Genomic DNA, 19390 nt, shown 5'->3' with positions numbered 1-19390 from the left:
CCATGATCACAACAGATCATCATGAGTCTACGACACCGGCCGGATGCCCCTATACGGAACGAAAAATGCGGCCCCGGGGCAGACCACCGCACCTCGGTGGGGCGGGACCGCGGCTTGACGGACTTACCCGCGAGCCGTCCTATTCGACGACCGGACGATGGTGATCATCTTGACGGTGCCGACCAGTACGCCGAGGAATCCGACCTTGCGGGCGACGTAATCGGCGCGGCAGAGAAGGCGTCTGTCATGCGAAGACCGAGGCTTCCCGCAATCGGCCGTGGTGTGTTGCTCCGTTCCGGTGGTCCGTCCGCCGAGCGCGTCGATGCCTGACCAAGGTTGCGTCTCGTTGGCTGGATGTATGTCGAGCGGAGCGGAGCGTGAGCATGTCGAGTCGAGAGGACGGGAGGCGGGATGTCTTGGCGGGCTGGGTCGGTGCCCGCCCATGCACGCGTCGACGTGGCGGTGATCGGCGGTAATGGTCGGGTGGTGGCGGAGTACTTCGATGCTGGAATTTCCCGTCGTCGTGGTTGGTGGCAGCGTCCGCGGGCGACTGCGTTGCTGGCGGCGTTGCCGGATTCGGGGCGGAATTTCGATGCGGTGGTGATCGGTGAGTACGAGCGGGCGTTCTCTGGGGATCAGATGACTCGGTTGCTACCGGTGTTCGAGCGGCATGGTGTGGCGGAGAGGTTACCGGAGACAGAGGGCCCAGTTGATCTCGGAGACCCTGCGCATCGGGCGTTGTTGTTGATGTTGGGTAGTCAGTCGCAGCGCGAGGTTCTACGTGCTCGTCACCGGACTCTTGCGGCGATGCGTGCGCAGGCCGCTGGGCAGGGGCGGTATTTGGGTGGACGACCGCCTTATGGCTATCGGCTGGTGGAAGCGGGTGCGCATCCGAACCGTGTGCACGCGGGGTGGGGTCGTCGGTTGAGGCGGTTGGAGCCTGATCCGGCAACATCACCGTATGTGGTGCGGATGTTCTTCGAACGCCTGGCAGGTTCCAGTGTCGCGAGCATTGCCCGCGGGCTCAACGAGGAAGGGGTTCCATGCCCGGCTGAGGTCGATGCGGAACGCAATGCACACCGGGGTCGGCGATGGTGGACGTTGCGGACGGTGGCCTGCATCCTGGCCAACCCGCGGTACACGGGTCGGCAGGTGTGGAACAGGTACGGGACTGATCATGACCACTCCCGGCCGGTGCGCCGCCCGAACCCTGCGGCTGAGTGGACGATCTCCACACGGGTGACCCACCCTGCTTTGGTCACGGAGGCCGATTTCGTTGCCGCGCAATCGATCCGCGCGCCGCGCAAGGCGGGTGACGGCACGGTGCGGACGTATGCGTTGGCTGGCCTGGTGCGCTGTGGTGTGTGCGGGAGGCGGATGGACTCGCACTGGATAAACCGCCGGCCTGGTTACCGGTGTCGGCATGGGCACACCAGCAGTCGTCCGCGAACAGCCGACCAACCCAGGAGCCTTTACGTCCGTGAGGACCGCTTGCTGGATTGGCTCACCGCTCAATCAGCGCGCGCTCGGTTGAAGCGGTGATCCTTATGCGTGAAGCAGGTGAGACGATCACCTGCAGCGCCGCGACCTGGCAGCTCTGCGAGCCGCCGATCCTGGCAGCACACAGACGAATTACCCCATGAACCACACGGGTTCATGGGGTAATGACGTGTCCGAGGGGACTCAAGTCCCGCCGCGTGGCGGATCCGCGCAAAGCGCGTCTCCATGCCGCGATCGTAGCGTTTCGGTGCGCGGTGCTTTGCAAGGTCGTTTCGTCCGCTGGCGTGTGCACCCGCGACGCAACGGGCGTACCGCTTGCTCACCCGCGTAGCTTTCGGATTCAAGAGGTGTTGATCTCAAGCACGCTGTCGTCTTCGGCACTACCTCCCAGCACTGACCCACGCATCGATCACGAGGGTCTTTTGCTGGGATACGGCTGGGTATCGTCCGTGACGTAAGGTCATGAGCATGGCTTCTAGGCGTCCGGCAGGGGCTTCCAGCGAAGGCGTGCGCAAGAGCATGCAGGCCAACAAGGGGCGGGACACCAAGCCGGAGTTGGCGTTGAGGCGTGCCGTGCACGCGCTTGGGTTGCGCTACCGGGTATCGATGCGTCCGCTTCCCGCGATCCGTCGTACCGCCGACCTGTCCTTCAGCCGGGTCAAGGTCGCGGTGTTCATGGACGGTTGCTTCTGGCACGGCTGCCCGGAACATCACACGCAGTCGGCGACGAACTCCGAGTTCTGGGCGGAGAAGGTGCGACGCAACCGTGAGCGCGACCGGGAGACCGACCGGCTGTTGCTCGAGGCCGGCTGGTCGGTCCTCCGCATCTGGGAGCACGAGGATCCGCAGGCGGGTGCGGCCCGTATCGCGCATGAGGTGCGGTTGCGCCGGTGACCTTGTGAGAGGGGCGGTGGCCGGTAGATCGAGCGGAGCGAGTCGGTCCACGGGAACGGACCTATCCTCGCGGCACGCACGTCCACTGCGGTCTACGGCCGCAAGATTGATGTGAGTTGCGTGGGCGCGGTGGAAGAAGAACCGATTTCCTTCGCGCGCACTTGCTCGCCGGGCAGGTACCTGACCGCTTCTGCGTTCGTAACTGTCCTAAGAATTCTGGAGCATCCAGTGGCGTCGGGACATGGCGATCCTGTGGAAGCGCCAGGGATCTATTAGGACGGCATGGTGACGGGTTCGGCGGAAACGTCTTGCGTGTAGGCGTCGTTTCCGACTCTACCGGGTGTGTTATGAGTAATCGGTAGCTCGTTCGCGAGGGGCTTTTCCTTGGAGGTGCGTTTCCACTCGCCGTCGACGGTGGCGTCGAGGACTTCGTCGTCGACTTTGAATCCGAGCGCCGCGGCCAACACGTGGACGGCCAGACGCGGGGGGATGGCATTGCCGACTTGCTGTGCTTGGTCCTTACCTTGCCAAGGGTAATCCAGCGGGAAGGTCTGAAGCCTGCCCGCTTCGTGTACGTCGAACCGTTTGGCTTCCTGCCCGCCCTCGAATACCCGGTTGCGCAGGATCTTGCCGGTGACGGTGGCAGCGGGCATGGAGGAATCCCTGCGTCCCCGCTTCTTCGGGTCCCCGCCGGTTCCGTAGTTCGAGATCACTTCGAACGGTCGAGAGCGTTTCCGAAGTGCCTGGCCCATGCTGACCCACGGTTCCAACCCCCCGGCCGGAAGGTCAGAAGACGGGACTCCCTTGCGGTAGCGGGCGTGCGTTGGTTGAGGAAGCGTTACATGCCGATCGCGTGAGGCGATCAGGATCGCTCGTCTACGGGTCTGGGGGACGCCGAACTGTTCGGTGTTCAGCACGTCGTAGTCCGCGGAGTAACCGAGCCTCTTGAGGATACCGTGGTATTCTTTCCAAACAGGACGAACCGTCGGTACCTGCTCCAAGACGATGGTGTGAAACGGGTCTCCGTCCCGGTCCGCTTCCAGGATCCAGCGCAACGGCTCCAGGACCAAGGCGGTACGTTCGTCGGCCAGGCTCCGAAGGTCCTCTCCGACGCCGCACTCGTCATATTCCATCCGCATGGCGAACTTCTTCACCTGGTCCAGGGCCTTGCGACCCGCGCCCGAGCCCGCCACCGTGTAGGTCTGACACGGCGGACCACCGGCCAAGATGCCAGCACTCGGGTAATGTCCGGGGCTTAACTCGCGAACGTCCCCTGTCGGCGCCGTGGGCAGATTGGCGGCCTTCCTGGTCTTGCGGGCGGCCGGATCCCATTCGATGCCGTCCACATGCAGCCCCAGCCAGTGCGCCGCGACATCCAAACCGCCCGGACCTGCGAACAGGTCTACCACGTGAGCTGGGTCCCGTCGGGACGCTACCGGTTGATCGACCACGGCGACGATCTTAGCCGGCCCGCGTCGCGCGCGGATCGCGGGCACCGCGGCCAGCGGGTCGCGATGAACGATGAGCCGGGTGACGAGCTGGGACTTAGGTCGGCTGGCCTACCTGTACGGGGCCGTAGGATTCGGTCGTAGGTGCGTCGCGGCTCGATCGCCGGTAGCACGAATCGTTCTTCGCTGGGGAGCGTTCTATTGAAGTCGCACACTTGTCATCCATTCGGGGGTGTGTATGCATAGTTGCAGCTGCTCCATTGGAGTTAAGGGCGAAGTCGCGGGGGATGAAGCGGTGACCCTCGTTTCCAGCGCCCGGAGACTCGTCTACACTCCGCTCGCAGAAAGATCAACGCATCGTGTCTGTGGGGGCGGGGCCTCGTGAGTGATGAGTTCGACGGGCAATATGAGACGTTCCGGGCATTGCTGGAATCCTTCCCGCCAGCCGAAGCGCTGAAGAGGTTGCAACAATTAGGAATCGGCCATGATGTAGTCGACCGGATCAGAAGTAGACATGAAGCCCACTCTGTCGAAATTCGTGATATACCCGAAGCTCGTTCGGTCACGATGCTCAAGCACGATACCTGGTACCTTGGTCCTCAAGCGGGTGATAAGTGTTGGCCAGCATTGGAGAAGCTGCTCGCAAAGGGGATGTCCGCGGATGCGATTAGCAGTCTCGACGACTCGTCCTCCAAGATCGTCTCCTTGTTGAACCATCCCCGCGAGCGGTCCTTCAATTCCCGCGGCTTAGTCGTCGGTTACGTGCAGTCCGGTAAGACCACCAACTTCACCTCCGTGATGGCGAAAGCCGCCGATCGTGGGTACAAGCTGTTCATCGTGCTCGCGGGAATCCACAACGGGTTGCGCAGGCAGACGCAGTCTCGTTTGGTGCACCAGCTTGTCGAACCCAATCGAACGTTGTGGTCGCAGCTGACCGGACTCGATAAGGACTTTACCCCGCACGCCAACCCGGCATCTTACTTCGGGCACAGCAACCGAACCAGGATCCTGTGTGTGGTGAAGAAGAACAAGGCAGTGCTGCGGAAGTTGGCCGATTGGCTGGCCGCCGGCGTGGACCACTTGCAGGACTGCCCGGCGTTGATCATCGACGACGAGGCGGATCAGGCTTCGGTCGCTACCAAGTCGATCAATCCGTTGATCCTCGAAATCCTCACGAAGTTGCCGAAGGCGTCTTACGTCGGCTACACGGCCTCGCCTTTCGCAAATCTGCTGATCGACCCTTCCGTCGCGGAGGACCTGTACCCGCGCAATTTCGTGGTCAACCTTCCGAAACCGGCGGACTCGGACGGTTACTTCGGCACGGAGGTCCTGTTCGGCCGCGAGCCCGTCGACGGCGAGGATCCAGAGGACGTTCCCGGCGGGTACCGCATGATCCGGGATATACCTGACGACGACGTCGCCTTCGTTCGTCCTGCGAAATCGACGGAGGCCGACGATTTCGTCCCGACGATCACCAGCACCCTACGGAACGCGGTGCATTACTTCTGGCTGGTGACAGCGGCTCGCCGAGTTCGTGGCTCGGGGAACCCGCACAACACGATGCTTATCCATACCGATGTTCACACGAGCGTGCACAACAGCTTCCGGGCGCCGCTGGCGCACCTGGTGGAGAAGTTGAAATCCTCGTTGGATGATGGGGACGTGCAGTCCGAGCTAAAGGACCTCTGGGAGCAAGAGATCGCGCAGGTTCCCGCCGACGACTTCGGGGAGCAACCGGTGCCGTTCGAGAAGTTGCTGGCCGAGTTGCCCGGCGTGCTCGACGACTGCCGAATCATCATGGACAACTACGCCAGCGAAGACCGGCTCGACTACGAAAACGGGCCGGTCGTGGCCATCGTGGTCGGCGGCAACACTCTCTCGCGCGGTTTGACCCTCGAAGGACTGTCCGTCAGCTACTTCGTCCGCTCGGCTTCTGCCTACGACACCTTACTCCAGATGGGGCGGTGGTTCGGGTATCGCTCCGGTTACGCCGACCTGCCACGCATCTGGATGACCGATCAGCTGCAGAACTGGTTCCGGCACGTCGCGACCGTCGAGGCTGAGATGCGGCGTGACATCGAGGTCTACATGACCGAGGACGAAACCCCGCTCTCCTTCGCCGTTCGTCTCCGGTTGCACCCGCAGCTAAGGGTCACAGCCGCGGCTAAGATGGCGCCGGGGGTGCGCGCGGCGTCGGCGTACGGCGGCCAACGCGTGCAGACTAGGTATTTCAAGAAGGATGCGAACTGGTTGCGGGGGAACCAGGATGCGGCCAAGCGTTTGGTTGCAGCCGCTGTGCGCAGCTGCACGCGGCAGGAGGAGAGCGCCGGGCGTTTCATCTTCCGGGGCGTCCCGCACACTTACATGATCGATTTCCTCGAGGCGTACGACTTCCACACAGAGTCGCAGGAGTGCAATTCCGAGCTGTTGATCCAGTACATCGAGAAGCGCGTGCGCAAAGCGGGAGCGTTGGGCCGGTGGAACATCGCGATCGTCGGGAACACGATCGATTCACCGGACACTCCGCGAGCCTTCGAGTTCGCCCCGGATGTCGCCGTGGGCCGTGTGATCCGCTCCGGCTTGACCTCGGGCGAGCAGTCGTCTGTGGATATCAAGACACTGATGAGTCGTCGGGATGCCGCCGTCGACCTCGTTGGCGATGTGGGATCCATCAACGAGCGGACGATCGGAGACGAGAGGCGTAGGCAGTTGCCCAACACGGGGCTGCTCGTCTTATACGCGATCGACAAAGTCTCCGAGCCCACCCACAAGAGGGCAGAGAGGCCGGAGCGGAGGTACACGCTGAACCTCCCCGAGCACGCGATCGGAGTCGGACTCGTCTTCCCCAAACCCAGCACCGAGGACAGCCAGGTGGAGTGGGAGTGGAATTACGTGTCCGCCGACCTCTCCCGGGTGGAGCTGGAGGAGGAAGATCTCGATGCCCTCGAAGGAGGTTCGTGAGGTACGAGATTCCGCGAAGGTTCCTCGATGATCTTTGGGGGCAGGTTGGACACGCGGCGACCGACCGACGACCGGTCGGTACGCGCGTGGCCGAACTCCGGGTCCGCACCGGTAACAGCCCGCTCGCGGCCGCGGTGGATGACGAGCACTCGCTTGCTGATCCCGGAACGTCCGAAACGTATGTCCGGGCGGCCCACGCCAAAGCCGGTGAGGACTGGCGTCAAACTGCGGGAGCCGCGCAAGGACGAGCAGTTCGCCGAACAATCCGACCAAGGACAGTCGCCCGTTGATCTGGATTCGGCTCGAACGAACAGGTGTGGAAGGGAAAGCATGTTTGGACTGATCGAACGAGGGCTCAATGCTTGCGATGACCAGAGCGCCGTGTTGATCCTGTTGTTCGAGGCGGGATACTTCTCCGCGGACGAGGGTTCTCCATGGCTGACATGCGGAAGGGTCTTGGAGTCGAGCACTGTGGGTGAGGTGCCGTACATCGCTTACACGATCGACCTGTCCACTGAACCGCCTGCTCCGGTTCTCCCGAAAGGGATTGCCGCGTACGTGGAACGACTTGTCGCTGAGCCCGCATGACGCATCCGAGGTGGTATTCGCAGCCGTTCCCGCCCGAGGGTGCGAGCGCAGCCGAGGGGATTCGCAACCAGTTGGGACGCCCGAGCCTCGACCTGCTGACGATTCTGGTTCGGGAATCGGCGCAGAACAGCTGGGACGCCCGAAACTCCGATGACACCCCCGTCGATTACAGGATCGACCTGCGCACCATCGGCCCGGCGCACGCGAACGCATGGCGCGATCTGTTGCAATCGAACGCTCCGGACGACTCGCAGCTGCCGCTGCGGAAGTCGCTCCGCCGAGCTCAGATACGCACCATGTCCATTTCGGACCGTGGAACCCGCGGACTGGGAGGTCCGACCCGAGCGGACAGCGCGGCCGACAAGAGCCACGACTTCGTCTCATTCGTCCGCAACGTCGGCGAGCCTCGTGACAACGCGCTTGGAGGCGGGACGTACGGATTCGGCAAGGGTATCTTCTACTTGATATCCGGTGCGGGCACGGTGTTGCTACACACCCGCTGTCGAGTGGATGAAGGTCGATACGAGACCAGGCTCATTGCTTGTGCGCTGTGGAACAGCTACCTGGCTAAGGGGGAAGGCGTCGGCAAGCGCTACACCGGCAGGCACTGGTGGGGTGACACCGCGGGGGACGTCATCGACCCGTTGGTGGACGCCGCGGCCGAGGAAGTCGCTCGAAAGCTCGGTCTCGATTCCTTCGGGCCTGAAGAGACGGGCACGACGATCGTCATGATCGATCCTCGATTCGATGGTTCGGACTCCGACGCCGGAGGACGCACTCCCCGCGAGGTTGCCGACCACCTTGCCGAGACCATCACCTGGCAGCTTTGGCCGAAGATGCTCAACGGGCACGATGGCGCACCGCCGATGCGCTTCGGCGTCACGTGCGACGGGGTCGACTGCGAAGTGCCCGACCCACGCACCACCCGGCCACTGAACATGTTCGTCGCCGCGTACGAGAAGATGGCAGGCTCAGCCGGGGAAGTTCTCTCCTGCGGCAAGCCGAAACGACGCCTCGGTCGGCTCGGCCTGGAGAAACGGCACACGCCGCCGCTGGAACCGACAGAGGCATCGCGCGCGGCCGGCATCGAGAGCCAGTCGCACCACGTGTGTCTGATGCGCTCGGCCGAACTGGTCGTCACCTACCACGCAGGCCCCAAACCGCCGAGCGAGTTCCTGTCGTATGCGGGCGTCTTTCGTGCGAACAGCGAGCTCGACGACACGTACGCCAAGTCGGAACCACCCACTCACGATGCGTGGAACCACCAGTTCCTCGGCCACTCCGACGGGACCTTCGTGCGCACCACCTTCACAAGGATCAAGGAGTCGGTCGGCAGGCTGCTCGAACTCACCGGTACCACGCGCGGCGGATCCGCCAAGATGGCGCTCGGTGCGGCCAGCTCCGTGCTGTCCCCGCTCGTCGGCGGCTCATGGGGACTCGGTGGAGCCACGGCGTACGGACCTCCCGGTTCCACGAGAACGCCGCCGCGGACGCACACAGACCAGGGCGAGGAAGATGCGGACGAACTGGTCGAGCCGGTGGGATCGGCGAGGCCCGGATGCGCGCCTTTGACGGAACCCGCTGGAGGGCTGAAGCCTCACGAAGGTGGTGCGACCGGTAACTCGGGAGGCGGTGAGGTCGAGGGACCTGACGAGATGACGTCGAAACCGCGGCGGCGCCCACGACTCAAATACCTCGGCGAACCGTTCTTCGACGAACACGAAGGTGCGGCTGTACTGGTCCAAGAGTTTCGACTGCCGGTTCCGGGACCGCAGCAGGTGCACGTCAAACTCGGGGTTGCCATCGCGGGGGGCGAGGGCCGGGAGACTGAACCGCCTGTCGGAGCTGCGATGCCGGAACTGCTCGGGTGGAGCGATGGCGGCGCGGTGTCGTCCGACGAACCGGTGCTGGTGACCGAGGGCGATCCCGAACGATGTCTGCGGGTCCTGATCCGGCCGGCGCCGGACACCATGACCGAGATCGAACTGTCTGTAAAGGCGGTGCGGTCGTGAACCGTCGTGCCCTTCCGTACCGGTCGCCGTCGCAGGACCTCGTCACTCCCGAAGCCTGGCGGATGTCCACCCAGGACGGAGACGTCCCGTTACGGACCGAGCTGGCGAACTGGGACTACCTGATGGATTTGGACCTGCGTCGTACGGTGCGGGTGGAAGTCGATGCGGTCCGCTCCCAATCCGGATTGGGAGCGGATTCACGGTTGATGCTCTCCGCGGTGTGGACCTCGTCCGGCTCCAACCTGCGTGGACCAGGACATCGCGTCCCCCTAGAAGGGCCGGGTACCCGGGAGGTCGAGTTGCTGGTTCCTTTGCGTGGAACGGACCTCGGTGGGACCTTGTTGCTCGACACCGCGCTGGTGCTCGCGCACTGCGGGGAAGCACCGAGCCTGGCCTCACCCCGGCGAGCCGGATCAGTGCTGTGGAGCGACCGGCATGAGGTGCGTTTGCAGGGTGACGCTCCGCAATTTCCCATCGCCGTCATCGACTTCGCCCGCACCTCGTTTTCGGGCGATGCCGCGTGGCACCTGCAAATCGGCGACAACTTGGAGGGCGCCGCGATGGGCTCGCTGCTGTTGCTGGTCAATGAGCAGAACGCGGCGGCCGTCGCAGCGGTTGGGCGGGCCGAGCGGCCCGGGGAGACGGACCGACTCGTGCTCTCCGCGATTCGGGCGGACGTCACTCGCACCATGTTGGAGCACGCCTTGAGCTCGGAAGATTTTTACGATGGCGCGGCGTTCACCGATGAGACGTTGGGGGCGGCCTTGCAGGCCCTGTACCGACGTCTCTTCCCGGAGACATCGATCGAGGAGATGCGGCGCAGGCGGGAGCAGTATCCGAACTTCTTCGCATCCGATGTGCAACACGCGGTCAAGCTGTTCGAGGTGCCGTCATGAATCGCCTCTATCCTAGGTTGCTCAGCGGTCAGGCGAAGCCATTGTTCCAGGAGTACCGGCAGCTGAGCATCGACGAACTTGCTGGTCGCGTTCGCTCGTCCCACGAGTCCGCGGTCTTCACGGCGACGGGCGGTGATCGCGTGTCGGAGGAAGATCTGAAGAGTGTGCGTAGCAGGGTACTGGAGGTCGCGGAGAAGGCGGGCTTTCCGGAGCGAGCAGGACAGCGGGGAAACGCCGAGTTCGATCGGGAGTTGGCGGAAGTCCTGCACTGTCAGGCTGGTCTGACCCCGGCTGAGGCCGCGTCAGGTGATGTGTGGGCGTTTCTGGCTCTGATGGTGCTGCCAGATGTGGCGTTCTGGCGCTACCCCTCCCCACCCAGAGATCGCGTTCTGGGCACCGACTTGACCCGGCACGTGTTCGGACGTATGTGGTGGCGGGCTCAGCTCGTGTATACGCCCGACTCGCCGTCGCCGTACTCGGCCTTGGAGGGGTTGGGCGAGGCGGCCTTCGACCAGATCTACGCACGGCGGAAGGCTCTCGGGGGAAGCCCATATCTGGTGAAGGCGATCCTGCGGGTCTGGAGCGAGGTCGATTTCAGTGCTTTGAGGGGGCGCGCCACCGAGCGGGACGTGCTCCGCGACTTCTTGAAAAGGCTGTTGCGCTTGGCCCCCTTCGTGCTCTTCGAAGCACTCGATGAGGAACATCTGGACACCGAGCTCCGTACCGCTCTGCACGAGTCGATCATTGCGATGGTGGATTCGGCGGGAGAACGATCGAGGGGCATTCCAGGAATCGACGCGATATTCCCGGTCCGGAACGGTGACACGGGTACTCTGTCCGACGTGTTGGCGGAACAGACGGCTTGGCTCAGGCGCAAAATGTCGTTCTCGGGGGAGATCGCACCGAAAGAAGGATCGGATGCGGAGGAGTCGCGTGACTAGTCCGGTCGGGCTGCCAGAAATCGTGCTCATCACCGAGAGCTCGCCGTTTTTCGAAACTGATTCAAGATGAGGATGTTTGTGGTGCGGCTTCCGTGCCGCACCGTGCTGTGATGGGACTGCCCCGTGAAAAGAAGTGGACGCGCAGACGCTGCCGCGGCCGACCAGGACCTGCACCTTTCGTTCGACCCCCACACCATCGAGCATCTCGGGTCGAACATGTACTCGCGGCTGCCGAACGCGGTGGCCGAGCTAGTGGCCAACGCGTACGACGCGGACGCCACCCGGATCGTGGTTCGGGTGATCGGCACGGGCATTGAGCAGAAGATCGTGGTGGAGGACAACGGCCACGGCATGTCGCGAGCGGATGTCCGCGACAAGTACCTGCGAATCGGTCGGAATCGTCGCGGTCGAGGTGCCACGGGTAGATCGGAGAGCGGCCGTCGCACCGTGTCTGGCAAGAAGGGCCTAGGCAAGCTCGCGCTGTTTGGCATCGGCCATCGCGTCGTCGTGACCACGAGCCGCGTCGGCACAGGGGAACGACTCATCGTGACGATGGATTGGGACGACCTCATCGGTACGCATGACGGCGATTATCGACCGGACTCAACAACCGAGAGCGGCGAGGTGGCCGACCACGGTACGTCGGTGGAGGTCTCACGGCTCACTCGTGGGAGCGAGGTCTCGCCGTCGGACTTGGCGGAGAGTCTGTCCAGATTGTTCCAGTACAGCGACAGCGAGGTTGAGCTCGTGGTGGTGCGCCGGGACGGCCAGGAGTTGCCGGTGACCCGCGACCTTCGCCTGAACTCGGTAACGAGTGAATTCCGATGGCGCGTACCGGAAGATCTGGAAGCGAACCGCGAGGACTCGGTGGCCGTCGGTCTGACCGGAGCCGTCGTAGCAGCCGAGAAACCGCTGCCCACGCAGATGCGTGGAATAACCGTGTACACGAACGGGCGCTTGGCGAATGAGCCCGAGTTTTTCGGTGCGTCGGATTCGAGCTATGCATACGCCTACCTGACCGGATACGTCTCAGCCGACAGCCTGGACGCGATCACACCCGACGTGGTGGCCACTGACAGGCGAGCGGTCAACTGGGACCATCCCGACGCCGCTAGCATTCGTACGCAGCTCAAGCGGATGGTCGAGGAGATCGCACTCCACCGCAGGCGGCTGCGGGATGAGAAGAAGAAGAGGAACCTCGAAGCGGAGACGGGGGTCGATTCGGACACGTGGGTCGATACGGTTAAGGGCCCTGAACGACGTTCCCTCCGCGAGTTGATCAACATCATCGAGTCCGAGGACACCGACATGAGTGACGAGTCGCGGGGAAGGGCGGTAAAGAGCCTGAAGGGATTGGCCCCGCCGTACGCCGATCTTGTCTGGCGCCACCTGCACCCGAGCATCCAACAAGCGAGCGCACGTTACTTCAAGAACGAGGACTACCACCAAGCCCTCGTTGAAGGTTGCAAGGCATATGTTGCGGATCTGCGAGTTGTGGCCGACATGCGGAACGAGAGCGAGAGCTCGCTCTTCGGCAAGGCGCTCGGCGAGGGGAAGCCGGTCCAGTTCGCCCAGTCCTTCAGGGCAGGCGATCCTGCAATCTCGGGTGAATCGGCGAACAACCTGGAGAACGGGCAGCGGGATCTGGCTAAAGCGATCTGGTCTGCCTTCCGGAACCCACTCTCGCACGAGCCGCTGGAGACGATCAGAGAACTAGACGTCATTACTCACCACGACTGCTTGGATGCGTTGAGCCTCATGTCGCACCTGCGACGCAGGTTGGATGGTGCCCGACCGGTCGGAACCGAGTGAGGCGACCCGCTGACTGACCGAAGGTGTAGGCGCGGTCCTGTTCGACGCCTCCCGGGGAAGCGACGTTGGGATGTCTTGGTAGTTCGCGTTCGAACGTCGTTAGTAGATGAAGGTGCACGTCTCGTTGGTCGGGCGTATACGAGCTGAGCAAGGTGTTGATGAGCGACTGCGGCAGCGGGAGCAGGATGCGTCTGCGGGCTGGCTTTAACGCCTACACATGGGCCGTGCGACCCGGTGATCGGGGCAAGGGTGCTTTGCGGTTCGCGTTTCTATGGGCGCACGTCGACGGTGGAGCACCAGGATCCGAGGCGTCGAGGGAGGCTACGGAGTCTGTGATCGGTGTGCTGACTCTGTGCGTGGTGGTTGGGCTGAACGAGTGGTCGCGGTCTGCTTGGCGTCACTGGGGTTCTGGTCTTGTCGTCTCGCCGGAAACGTGGCGTCCGGTGGGGTGATCGGTGTGGCGGTGTTCGGGCAGCAGGATCTGCAGCAGGATCTGTTGGGGGAGTGGGCGGAGCGTTCCGGTCGTCGACCGGCGGGGTGTGTGTCTTCGGATGTTGATGGGTTGCGGTTTGCGTTCTATGGCCGTACGTCGACGTGTCGTCATCAGCATGGGGTGACGTCGGCGGCGTGGCAGCGGGATGCGGCGGAACACACGATTGGCGGGTATGGGGTGGTGGTTGCGGAGTATTTCGACGCTGGGTGTTCTCGGCGGGTGCCGTGGGCGCGGCGTCGGAGTGCGGCTGCACTGTTGGCGGCGATCGAGGCGGAGGATCGTGGGTTCGATGCGGTCGTCGTTGGTGAGTATGAGCGTGCGTTCACTGATGATCAGTTCGCTCGTTTGCTTCCGTTGTTCGAGCGTTGTGGTGTGCAGGTGTGGTTGCCGGAGGCGGGTGGGCGGTTCGACGCTGCTGATCCGCGGCATCAGGCGTTGATGACGATGTTGGGTGCTCAGTCGCAGCGTGAGGTGCTTTAGGTCCCGGCAGCGGGTGTTGGCGGCGATGTGCGCGCAAACCCGGGAGCAGGGTCGGTATCTCGGTGGTCGGCCGCCGTATGGGTATCGCCTCGTTGATGCTGGCCCGCATCCGAATCGGGCGCAGGCGCGGTGGGGTCGGCGACTGCATCGGGCTGGAGCCGGATCCCGGCACGGCACCGCATGTGCGGTGGATGTTCGCGCAGCGCCGGGCGGGCGTGAGCATCGCGGGTATCGCCCGGGCGCTCAATGATCGGCAGGTGCCGTGTCCGTCCGTGCTGGATCCGGGGCGGAATCCGCGTCGCTGTGGTCAGGGCTGGAGGGTTCCGACGGTGACCTCGATCCTATCCAACCCGCGGTATACGGGCCGTCAGGTGTGGAATCGGCAGCACACTCGCCGCGGCACCGGTGAGGAAGATCCGTCGCTGCAGGGGTGGAGCAGCCCGCAGCAGTGGGTGATCTCGAGTCGGCCGACGCATGCGGCGTTGGTCAGCGAGGCCGATTTCGTCGCCGTGCAACACATGCGAGCCACACGCGGCGCCGTATCCGGCAGCGCCCGCGTCTACCTGCTTGCGGGGCTGGTGCGGTGCGGGCTGTGTCGGCGTCGGATGGACTCGCACTGGGCGCACCGTCGTCCCGGGTATCGATGCCGTCATGGCATACCAGCACCCGGAACCGCCCGCCGGGTGAGCCGAAGAACCTCTATGTCCGCGAAGACCACCTGTTAGTAGAGGTGGCGGCCACGATGACGAACTCGGCCATGGCCTGTCCGGCGCCGCCGTCCGCGCGCGGTGCTGACGGACTCGCCCGGTTCCTGCGCGACAACAACATAGTCATCATCTACACCCAGGAAGGCCCGGTCGTGACAGCCGACCGAGCCTGACCAGCGACGAGGATGTCACTTTCCTATGGGGTAACAATGTGTCCGAGGGGCGAGTTGTGCACTGACCACACGGATCGAGTTGCCGGAGCCTGATTAGCGCAGTGCGCAAGCCTGGTGTCCCGCCTGTCCCGACGGCTGTGAACCGTTCGAGGGCTGGCGGGGCTGCCAGCCTCTCTGGCCTCGAGTTTGCCGGAGATGCCGGAGGGAAGTGAAGTCAGCGATGCTGCACGCTCCATCGTCGAGATGGAAGGCTCGTGGTACGCGTACGGGCTTCGCGTCGACTGCCGTTTCGCGCCCCTCGCTTTCCCTTCCTCGTGCGCGAACTCGTCTCCGAATGTGTGGCCACCCTGATCGCCCGCATCCCCCAATGGGCCGCCGAACTCGGCGGCACCCTCGGCATCGCCACCCCCCACGTGGTCGCTTCCGCGGTCACCCTCATCTCCCGCTGGGTCACCAAGATCACCGACCTGATCACGCAACTGACCCGCTCGCTGGAGAAACTCTCCCCGCTGCTGAGCAAACTCGGCACCATCTGGGACGACATCCACACCGCCCTCCGCCGAGCACTCCGCGGCGGCGACAGCCCCGCCCCCACCGGCTCCACCCACGCCAAAAACACCCCCGACACCCCCGACACCGGCCCCGGCGGCACCGAACCCGCCGACGCCGACACCCCCGGCGACACCACCGGGCCGGCTCCTGGCGCAGGTTCGCGGGGCAGGTCGGATCGCCAGGGTCCCGACGTTTCCGGGGACCGGGTCGGTGGGCAGCGCACCGACGGAAACCGCGGCTGTGACGGCAAGGGCGGTGACCCGGTCGATGCGGTTTCCGGGCAGGTGATCGCCAACGGGGTCGATGTCGACCTCCCCGGGCTGCTGCCTCTGGTGCTGCAGCGGGCCTACGCCTCCGGCTACGTGGGCGGGCGATTATGAAGGGCGGTTCCCGGAGGGAACCGCAAGCTCACCATCCCCGAGCTGCGCCGAGTGCGCGGCAGCCAGGCCTCGATGAAGGGCGGTTCCCAGAGGGAACCGCAATCACGGCCGGCGATCAGCGCGTGCACCCGCAGCCGAGGCAGGCCTCGATGAAGGGCGGTTCCCGGAGGGAACCGCAAGGTGATGCCGAGGGTGGCACCGAACGACTACGGATCGTAGTGCCTGGGCTTGGCGGCGAGGCGAGGATACATTCGCCCGAAACCGAGAGATCGACTGTACTCCCACGCATGTGCCGGGGCGGGCTAGGAGCCCCAAACTCCTAGGTTCTCTCCGCTGCACCGCACCGCGTGCTCACAACGAGGCCGTGCGAGTGTCCGGGTGGGAGTCAAGTCAAACCCCCACGAACGCAACGCCAGGTCACAGCCCGATCATCGGGAATACCGCAACATGCGTGCAACAAAACCCCTGCTCAACTCATTGACCAGGGGATCATCGCGTGTCCGAGGGGGACTCGGCCCCGTGCCAGTGGGAGGCATCCCCGAACCGAAGATTCGTCTCCATGCCTGCGACCTTACCGCCGACGTCGGCTCGGCCGAGGATCGAATCGAGTGATTGCGTCGCGGCCATCGTCCGGGATCGAGTTCGCGGCGGAGCGCGCCGGGGAACCAGGACGAGCGGACGTACCGTGTTCAATGGGTTTTCATGTGCCCCGCCGGATCTGCGGGGCCGTTGTGTGACCGGCGAACTTTTAACTCAGGTGTGGATCACGAAAGCTCCCACGTGTCCCGGGGCAGGTCGGCAAGATGGTCGATCTGGTGGCGCAGCGCGGTTTCGTTGGAGTGGGTGGTTGGCTTGGGCGGGCCCGACGGGAGGATTCCGAGTGAGGTCGGGAACGGGTCGGCATCGTCAAAGGCGCTCATGAGGTCGGCGGCGCGCTGGATGACGCTGGGCTCCGCTGAGCTGGAGGCCCGGGAGAGGACACCGTTGATGACCGTGGTGGCTACGGCGGGGTCGATGAGTCGGGTGTGGAAGACGGTCTGGTCGATGTCGCGCAGGTCCTCGTCGTGCGAGGCCCGAGCGGCCGAGGCCTCGCAGGCGATGTCGATGATGCGTTCCATCGGCAGGGCGCTCGGTCCAGCGGTGATCCAGTAGTCGCCGCGTGCTTCGGGATCGCGGGCGAGAGCGGCCAGGGCGGTGGCCACGGTGTCCCGAGGGACGAGGTCGACGCGGGTCCCGGGTGTGCACGGTAGGAAGGGGAGCTGGCCGGACAGGGCGAATCCGAGGAGGTAGTGGAACGCTTGCAAACGCGGGATGTCGCCCGTGCTCGAGTCACCGATCACGGTTGAGATGCGGGCGATGCTGGCAGGAAGGCCGGACTCGCGGACGAGGGTCTCGCCGGAGGCTTTGGTGGCTGCATACGCGTCGAAGGGCGTGCCATCGCCGGCTCGGTCGACGAACGCTGTCGAGCCGTGCACCAGGCGGGCCCCGGCGTCCTCGGCGAGCTGCACCACGTTGCCGGTGCCGATGACGTTGACCCGGTGGAGGTGCTTGTGCGAGGCGGAGAAGTTCACGGCCGCCGCGCAGTGCACCACCACGTCGACCCGGGCTGCGAGGTCGCGGTAGTCGGACGGGTGAAGGCCGAGCCAGGGCCGGGTCACGTCGCCGCGTACAGACGCGACGCCTACTGGTTTGTGGTGGGTGAGCGCGATGATGTCCTCGGACCCGTCGAATTCGCGCAGCAGGGCTGAGCCGACGGCGCCGGAAGCTCCGGTGATCAGGATCATGGTGTCCTCACGGTGGCGGAGTCCTCGTCCCAGCTGACGTGGTCGAGGCTGGTGATCTCGACGGTTCTCGGATGGACTCCGGCGGTTCGCGCGATGTGGTCCTTGGCGGCGATATGCGGCAGCCATTCTGAGGCGCGGGTGTCGGCGGGCAGGCCGTAGACGGTGTTGACGGTTCCCGGCAGCGCGTCCATCCGCTCGACGTCACGCCGGCGCAGGACGCCGTCCCGGCCGGTCAGCAGGAGCCGTGTGTCGGGAGTGCCGTCGCGTAGGAAGGCGCGGCGATCCGACCCGGAAACGGAGGACAGGTCGCCGATCGGGATGTGCATGAGCACGGTCCGGAACGCGACCAGCACGCGTTCTCCCCGGCACATCTGGATGTCAATCGCGACGAGGTCGTCCGGCACGACCCCGGCGGACCGGGCCTCGACTTCGATCTCGCCGGAGTCGGGCAGGGGATCGAACACCGCGAGGTGGCTGAGCCGGTGCGGGAACGCCAGCCTGCCGGGACCCACGGTCGGCTCCCACAGGTGTAGCTCATTGTGCGGGATGGTGTGCAGGGCGGCGTCCAACAGCCCTTGGTGCAGCACACCTCGGGGGACCGAGCCTCGTTCGGCATCGAGGATGCCGCTGGCCCCGCTGGAGCCGGTCTTCAGCGCCACGAGGTACTGGAAGTGCGGCCCATGGAAGAGATCAGCGTTCGCGTACGGGTCCGGAACGTCCGCGCAGTCCGCCAGCGGGGCGAAGCGGTCCGGGCGAGGCGGTGGTTCGAAGCCGACCTCAGCGGTGGCCACTGGTGCGAACCTCGAAAGCGTTCCTGCCTCGTGCCACACCGCGAGCTGTGCTCGCTGGCCGGTGCAGGTGGTGCGGAACCGGACCGGGCCGGGGGCGGGGACCCACCGCTGCATGCTCAGATCGCGCAGCATCCGCACCGGCCGGCCGTTGTGATCCGCGGCGGAGCTGGCGAGCAGGTCGGCCGTCGACATCAACGGCAGGGCGGGAACGGTCCAGGTGGGGCAGTGGTCGGTCAGCCACTCGTCCTCCCCGGGGTCGAGTGAGGTGTCTACAATGGACGGTGAAACGGGAGTGCCGGGAACTGCTCGAACCCGCAGGTGCGGCACGTGGTAGACCTTGCGGCCGTCCACCCACAACCACCCCTCGGTGTCCGCATGCCCGCCATTGGGGCCCAACTCAGCGTCGACTACATCCAGTTCGACGGTGACCAGCTCGTCGGAGGGCAGAACCTGCCCGCGATATTTCCAGGAAGCGGGTACGACAGGTTCGAAGTGGAACCCGTCACCGATCCCACGCTCGACCAAGTAGCAGGACAGCAGCTGGGACATCGCCTCGATGCCGAGCGATCCGGGCTGTACCGGGTCCCCGTAGAAGTGCGCCTTGAAGTACCAGGCGTCCGCACGGACGTCGCATCCGCCCGTAACCGCCCGAGCCCGGCAGGTCCGCCGTCCGGCCAGTAGGCGGTGAGTCGGTCGAGCATCAACAGCATCGGTCCGGGCAGGCGGGCCGAATGCCCGAAAAAGCGTGCGGGGCGCGACCGGAGATCGGTGCCGGGGTGGTCGCAGGGCGCAGCGTGGCGGGCGCGGTCCTCGTCTGTCACCGGCAAGCTGGTCCGGGTGGCCAGTTGCTCCGCGGGCACGACAGCGCAGACGGCGGTGCCTTCGAGCGCGACTGCGCCGTCGGCTTCGCAGCGGATCGCGGCCCAAGCCGAGCGAGCAGCCGCGCAAGCCGAGCTGGACAACACGCTGCTCAGGTCA

At 64.8% G+C, this 19390-nt stretch carries 15 protein-coding genes; 12 read left to right on the top strand and 3 right to left on the bottom strand.

Annotated elements, in window-relative coordinates:
* The first annotated feature begins 411 nt into the window (after positions 1-411).
* Both V1457_RS24565 and V1457_RS24560 read left to right on the top strand, forming a co-directional pair.
* Positions 412-1542 carry a recombinase family protein gene (locus tag V1457_RS24565; protein WP_200072581.1) on the top strand — a complete coding sequence of 377 codons (1131 nt, stop codon included), beginning with the start codon at positions 412-414 and terminating at the stop codon, positions 1540-1542.
* A gap of 426 nt (positions 1543-1968) precedes the next feature.
* Positions 1969-2394, top strand: coding sequence for a very short patch repair endonuclease (locus V1457_RS24560; RefSeq protein ID WP_338597167.1), 426 nt, complete (start codon positions 1969-1971; stop codon positions 2392-2394).
* Positions 2395-2666: 272 nt separating this feature from the next.
* On the opposite strand, the gene V1457_RS24555 is transcribed toward V1457_RS24560, so the two are convergent.
* Positions 2667-3845 (bottom strand): DNA cytosine methyltransferase, encoded by a 1179-nt coding sequence (locus tag V1457_RS24555; protein ID WP_338597166.1) that lies wholly within the window; start codon positions 3843-3845, stop codon positions 2667-2669.
* Between the two features lie 378 nt (positions 3846-4223).
* Here V1457_RS24555 and V1457_RS24550 point away from each other — a divergent pair, with 378 nt between their 5' ends.
* The 10 genes from V1457_RS24550 to V1457_RS24505 all read left to right on the top strand — a co-directional run bounded on the left by V1457_RS24550 (position 4224) and on the right by V1457_RS24505 (position 15837).
* Complete coding sequence (locus tag V1457_RS24550; protein ID WP_338597165.1) at positions 4224-6803, top strand: Z1 domain-containing protein; 2580 nt, start codon at positions 4224-4226, stop codon at positions 6801-6803.
* Positions 6804-6956: 153 nt separating this feature from the next.
* Entirely contained in the window at positions 6957-7391 is a 435-nt protein-coding gene (locus V1457_RS24545; RefSeq protein WP_338597164.1) for a hypothetical protein, read from the top strand.
* Positions 7388-9403 (top strand): hypothetical protein, encoded by a 2016-nt coding sequence (locus tag V1457_RS24540; protein WP_338597163.1) that lies wholly within the window; start codon positions 7388-7390, stop codon positions 9401-9403. The genes V1457_RS24545 and V1457_RS24540 overlap by 4 nt, the downstream gene beginning before the upstream one ends.
* Complete coding sequence (locus tag V1457_RS24535; RefSeq protein ID WP_338597162.1) at positions 9400-10299, top strand: hypothetical protein; 900 nt, start codon at positions 9400-9402, stop codon at positions 10297-10299. The genes V1457_RS24540 and V1457_RS24535 overlap by 4 nt, the downstream gene beginning before the upstream one ends.
* Positions 10296-11240 (top strand): DUF6339 family protein, encoded by a 945-nt coding sequence (locus V1457_RS24530; protein ID WP_338597161.1) that lies wholly within the window; start codon positions 10296-10298, stop codon positions 11238-11240. The genes V1457_RS24535 and V1457_RS24530 overlap by 4 nt, the downstream gene beginning before the upstream one ends.
* 123 nt (positions 11241-11363) lie before the next feature.
* Positions 11364-13052: a TIGR02391 family protein gene (locus V1457_RS24525; RefSeq protein ID WP_338597159.1), complete on the top strand. Its 1689-nt coding sequence runs from the start codon at positions 11364-11366 to the stop codon at positions 13050-13052.
* 457 nt (positions 13053-13509) lie between these two features.
* Positions 13510-14025: a recombinase family protein gene (locus V1457_RS24520; RefSeq protein ID WP_338597158.1), complete on the top strand. Its 516-nt coding sequence runs from the start codon at positions 13510-13512 to the stop codon at positions 14023-14025.
* A 77-nt stretch (positions 14026-14102) separates the two neighbouring features.
* Positions 14103-14750 carry a recombinase family protein gene (locus V1457_RS24515; RefSeq protein ID WP_338597157.1) on the top strand — a complete coding sequence of 216 codons (648 nt, stop codon included), beginning with the start codon at positions 14103-14105 and terminating at the stop codon, positions 14748-14750.
* A gap of 17 nt (positions 14751-14767) precedes the next feature.
* Positions 14768-14905 (top strand): hypothetical protein, encoded by a 138-nt coding sequence (locus V1457_RS24510; protein ID WP_338597156.1) that lies wholly within the window; start codon positions 14768-14770, stop codon positions 14903-14905.
* A gap of 338 nt (positions 14906-15243) precedes the next feature.
* Complete coding sequence (locus V1457_RS24505; protein ID WP_338597154.1) at positions 15244-15837, top strand: DUF6531 domain-containing protein; 594 nt, start codon at positions 15244-15246, stop codon at positions 15835-15837.
* A gap of 764 nt (positions 15838-16601) precedes the next feature.
* On the opposite strand, the gene V1457_RS24500 is transcribed toward V1457_RS24505, so the two are convergent.
* Both V1457_RS24500 and V1457_RS24495 read right to left on the bottom strand, forming a co-directional pair.
* Complete coding sequence (locus tag V1457_RS24500) at positions 16602-17621, bottom strand: SDR family oxidoreductase (RefSeq protein WP_338597153.1); 1020 nt, start codon at positions 17619-17621, stop codon at positions 16602-16604.
* Positions 17618-19339, bottom strand: a complete 1722-nt coding sequence (locus V1457_RS24495) for a hypothetical protein (RefSeq protein ID WP_338605103.1) — start codon at positions 19337-19339, stop codon at positions 17618-17620. Before V1457_RS24495 ends, V1457_RS24500 begins: the two co-directional genes overlap by 4 nt.
* Positions 19340-19390: the final 51 nt, after the last annotated feature.

The organism is Saccharopolyspora sp. SCSIO 74807 (assembly GCF_037023755.1).
Lineage (GTDB): Bacteria > Actinomycetota > Actinomycetes > Mycobacteriales > Pseudonocardiaceae > Saccharopolyspora_C > Saccharopolyspora_C galaxeae.
Note: the sequence above shows the minus strand (reverse complement) of the source record. Positions and strands in the feature narration are given on the sequence as shown.